At 52.7% G+C, this 5019-nt stretch carries 2 rRNA genes; both read right to left on the minus strand.

Annotation, left to right across the window (positions count from 1 at the left end):
* Position 1: 1 nt before the first annotated feature.
* Positions 2-3083 (minus strand): 23S ribosomal RNA (locus SFC07_RS13170).
* A 405-nt stretch (positions 3084-3488) separates the two neighbouring features.
* A 16S ribosomal RNA gene (locus SFC07_RS13175) occupies positions 3489-5009 on the minus strand.
* Together the 16S and 23S rRNA genes form the textbook arrangement of a ribosomal RNA operon.
* Positions 5010-5019 lie beyond the last annotated feature (10 nt).

Here is a 5019-nt window from a genome sequence, read left to right on the forward strand (position 1 = left end):
TCATGTTTTGTTGTCGGTAAATTAGTACCAGTCACCTCCACACCTTACAATGCGTCCAGATCTGGCCTATCAACCCCATAATCTATAGGGAACCTCAAAAGAAACCTCATCTCGAAACAGGCTTCCCGCTTAGATGCTTTCAGCGGTTATCCCTTCCGTACGTAGCCAACCAGCCCTGCTCCTGGCGGAACAACTGGCACACCAGAGGTACGTCCGTCCCGGTCCTCTCGTACTAGGGACAGCCTTCCTTAAGTTTCAACGCGCGCGGCGGATAGAGACCGAACTGTCTCACGACGTTCTAAACCCAGCTCGCGTGCCGCTTTAATGGGCGAACAGCCCAACCCTTGGGACCTACTCCAGCCCCAGGATGCGACGAGCCGACATCGAGGTGCCAAACCATCCCGTCGATATGGACTCTTGGGGAAGATCAGCCTGTTATCCCCGGGGTACCTTTTATCCGTTGAGCGACACCACAACCACAAGTTGGTGCCGGATCACTAGTCCCGACTTTCGTCCCTGCTCGAGCTGTCACTCTCACAGTCAAGCTCCCTTGTGCACTTACACTCACCACCTGATTACCAACCAAGCTGAGGAAACCTTTGGGCGCCTCCGTTACATTTTGGGAGGCAACCGCCCCAGTTAAACTACCCACCAGGCACTGTCCCCAACCCAGATCATGGGCCAAGGTTAAGACATTCAATCCGATCAGAGTGGTATTTCACCAACGACTCACACACAACTAGCGTCACATGATCACAGTCTCCCACCTATCCTACACAAACCGAATCAAACACCAATACCAAGCTATAGTGAAGGTCCCGGGGTCTTTTCGTCCTGCCGCGCGTAACGAGCATCTTTACTCGTACTGCAATTTCACCGGGCCTGTGGTTGAGACAGCAGGGAAGTCGTTACGCCATTCGTGCAGGTCGGAACTTACCCGACAAGGAATTTCGCTACCTTAGGATGGTTATAGTTACCACCGCCGTTTACTGGGGCTTAAATTCTCAGCTTCGCTTTTAACAGCTAACCGGTCCTCTTAACCTTCCAGCACCGGGCAGGCGTCAGTCCGTATACATCAACTTAAACGTCTTCGCACGGACCTGTGTTTTTAGTAAACAGTCGCTTCCCTCTATTCTCTGCGACCACAACCAGCTCCCACTGAAAAAGTGTTCACCGCTCATGGCCCCCCTTCTCCCGAAGTTACGGGGGCATTTTGCCGAGTTCCTTAACCACAGTTCACCCGAACGCCTTAGTATTCTCTACCTGACTACCTGTGTCGGTTTAGGGTACGGGCCGAATATGCACATCGCTAGAGGCTTTTCTCGACAGTACAGGATCACCAACTTCACCCCACAAGGGCTCTGCATCACGCCTCACACATCATAGTTAGCGGATTTACCTACCAACCGTGCTACACGCTTACACCACAATCCAATAAGTGGCTCAGCTACCTCACTGCGTCACCCCATCACTTAGCTACTACCAGATCAGGTCCCACGCACACCACAACCACTATCAATCAAAGATTAACAGCGGAAGCATGTAGATGGTTAGTATCACTGATTCACCATGGTCGCACACACTCGGGTACGGGAATATCAACCCGTTATCCATCGACTACGCCTGTCGGCCTCGCCTTAGGCCCCGACTCACCCTGGGAAGATTAACTTGACCCAGGAACCCTTAGTCATCCGGCGGATGAGTTTCTCACTCATCATTCGTTACTCATGCCTGCATTCTCACTCGCACACACTCCACAACACCATTACCAGGCTGCTTCAACGCGTGCACGACGCTCCCCTACCCAACAACACCCAAAAGATGTCATTGCCGCGGCTTCGGCGGTGTGCTTAAGCCCCACTACATTGTCGGCGCGGAATCACTCGACCAGTGAGCTATTACGCACTCTTTCAAGGATGGCTGCTTCTAAGCCAACCTCCTGGCTGTCTTCGCGACCCCACCTCCTTTTCCACTTAGCACACCCTTAGGGGCCTTAGCCGGCGATCTGGGCTGTTTCCCTCTCGACTACGAAGCTTATCCCCCGCAGTCTCACTGCTGTGCTCTCACTTACCGGCATTCGGAGTTTGGCTGATGTCGCTAAGATGTTGGTCCCGCTAAACCATCCAGTAGCTCTACCTCCGGCAAGAAACACACAACGCTGCACCTAAATGCATTTCGGGGAGAACCAGCTATCACGGAGTTTGATTGGCCTTTCACCCCTACCCACAACTCATCCCCTCAGTTTTCAACCTAAGTGGGTTCGCGCCTCCACAAAGTCTTACCTCTGCTTCACACTGGCCATGGGTAGATCACTCCGCTTCGGGTCCAAGACATGCCACTCACACACCCTATTAGGATTCGGTTTCCCTACGGCTACCCCACACGGGTTAACCTCGCGACATGCCGCTGACTCGCAGGCTCATTCTTCAAAAGGCACGCCATCACCCCACAAAAGAGGCTCTGACGGTTTGTAAGCACACGGTTTCAGGTACTATTTCACTCCCCTCCCGGGGTACTTTTCACCATTCCCTCACGGTACTAATCCGCTATCGGTCATATCAAGTATTCAGGCTTACCGGGTGGTCCCGGCAGATTCACAGCAGATTCCACGAGCCCGCTGCTACTTGGGAAAAACAACCACACACACCAACCAGTCTTCGCGTACAGGACTATCACCTTCTACGGCAGGCGTTTCCACACCACTTCCACTAACCAGTTAACTATGCGCCAGTGTCCGGCAGAACACAATCGTTGAAACCCCACAACCACCTACATGCAACCCCTGCCGGGTATCACACACATAAGCTTTAGCCATCATCCACGTTCGCTCGCCACTACTAACGGAATCACAATTGTTTTCTTCTCCTACGGGTACTGAGATGTTTCACTTCCCCGTGTAAACCTCCCAACCGGCTATATATTCACCGGCAGGTAACCACACATTACTGCAGCTGGGTTTCCCCATTCGGACATCCTCGGATCAACGCTTAGTTGGCAACTCCCCGAGGCATAACGCAGCCTCTCACGTCCTTCATCGGCTTGATATGCCAAGGCATCCACCGTGTGCTCTTAAAAACAAAACACTAAAAAATCAACCACCCACCACAACCAAAAACCCACAGGCCTTTAAATCATGCGCGAGTGGTTGAAACGTTCGGATACACAAAAAAATATACAAAAAATAAAGATGCTCGCGTCCACTATACAGTTCTCACACAACACACCACCACCACCAACAACCACACACACAGTGCACAATCATTGACAATCATGATCTGATGAAGAAACAACACTTTCATGTCATTTCAGACACCCAACAGCATGCCACCTACCTATTAACTCTTCTCATGTAAGAAGAGTGTTTACCACACCACGGGTCATCTCCACCCGATTACATTGTGTTGATGGCAACCACGAACGGGTTCCAACACCAACAACCCATACACCCTAACAACTGTTAAGGATGGGCATTATTTAAAGCTCCTTAGAAAGGAGGTGATCCAGCCGCACCTTCCGGTACGGCTACCTTGTTACGACTTCGTCCCAATCGCCGATCCCACCTTCGACAGCTCCCCCCAAAAAGGTTGGGCCACTGGCTTCGGGTGTTACCAACTTTCATGACGTGACGGGCGGTGTGTACAAGGCCCGGGAACGTATTCACCGCAGCGTTGCTGATCTGCGATTACTAGCGACTCCGACTTCATGGGGTCGAGTTGCAGACCCCAATCCGAACTGAGGCCGGCTTTAAGAGATTAGCTCCACCTTACGGTGTGGCAACTCGCTGTACCGACCATTGTAGCATGTGTGAAGCCCTGGACATAAGGGGCATGATGATTTGACGTCATCCCCACCTTCCTCCGAGTTAACCCCGGCAGTTTCTCATGAGTGCCCACCATAACATGCTGGCAACATAAGACAAGGGTTGCGCTCGTTGCGGGACTTAACCCAACATCTCACGACACGAGCTGACGACAACCATGCACCACCTGTATACCGACCACAAGGGAAAACGTATCTCTACGCCGATCCGGTATATGTCAAGCCCAGGTAAGGTTCTTCGCGTTGCATCGAATTAATCCACATGCTCCGCCGCTTGTGCGGGCCCCCGTCAATTCCTTTGAGTTTTAGCCTTGCGGCCGTACTCCCCAGGCGGGGCGCTTAATGCGTTAGCTGCGGCACAGAAGACGTGGAAGTCCCCTACACCTAGCGCCCACCGTTTACGGCATGGACTACCAGGGTATCTAATCCTGTTCGCTACCCATGCTTTCGCTCCTCAGCGTCAGTTACTGCCCAGAGACCTGCCTTCGCCATTGGTGTTCCTCCTGATATCTGCGCATTTCACCGCTACACCAGGAATTCCAGTCTCCCCTACAGCACTCAAGTTATGCCCGTATCGCCTGCACGCCCGGAGTTAAGCCCCGGGATTTCACAGACGACGCGACAAACCACCTACGAGCTCTTTACGCCCAGTAATTCCGGACAACGCTCGCACCCTACGTATTACCGCGGCTGCTGGCACGTAGTTAGCCGGTGCTTCTTCTCCAGGTACCGTCAATTTCTCTTCGTCCCTAGCGAAAGGAGTTTACAACCCGAAGGCCTTCATCCCCCACGCGGCGTCGCTGCATCAGGCTTTCGCCCATTGTGCAATATTCCCCACTGCTGCCTCCCGTAGGAGTCTGGGCCGTGTCTCAGTCCCAATGTGGCCGTACACCCTCTCAGGCCGGCTACCCGTCGACGCCTTGGTAGGCCATTACCCCACCAACAAGCTGATAGGCCGCAGGCTCATCCCACACCGCAAAAGCTTTCCACACACCACCCAAAGATGACATGTCCTATTCGGTATTAGACCCAGTTTCCCAGGCTTATCCCAAAGTGCAGGGCAGATTACCTACGTGTTACTCACCCGTTCGCCACTAATCCACCTAGCAAGCTAAGCTTCATCGTTCGACTTGCATGTGTTAAGCACGCCGCCAGCGTTCGTCCTGAGCCAGGATCAAACTCTCCACAAAATGAAAAAAA

It is taken from the genome of Corynebacterium callunae (assembly GCF_046592015.1).
GTDB lineage: Bacteria > Actinomycetota > Actinomycetes > Mycobacteriales > Mycobacteriaceae > Corynebacterium > Corynebacterium callunae_A.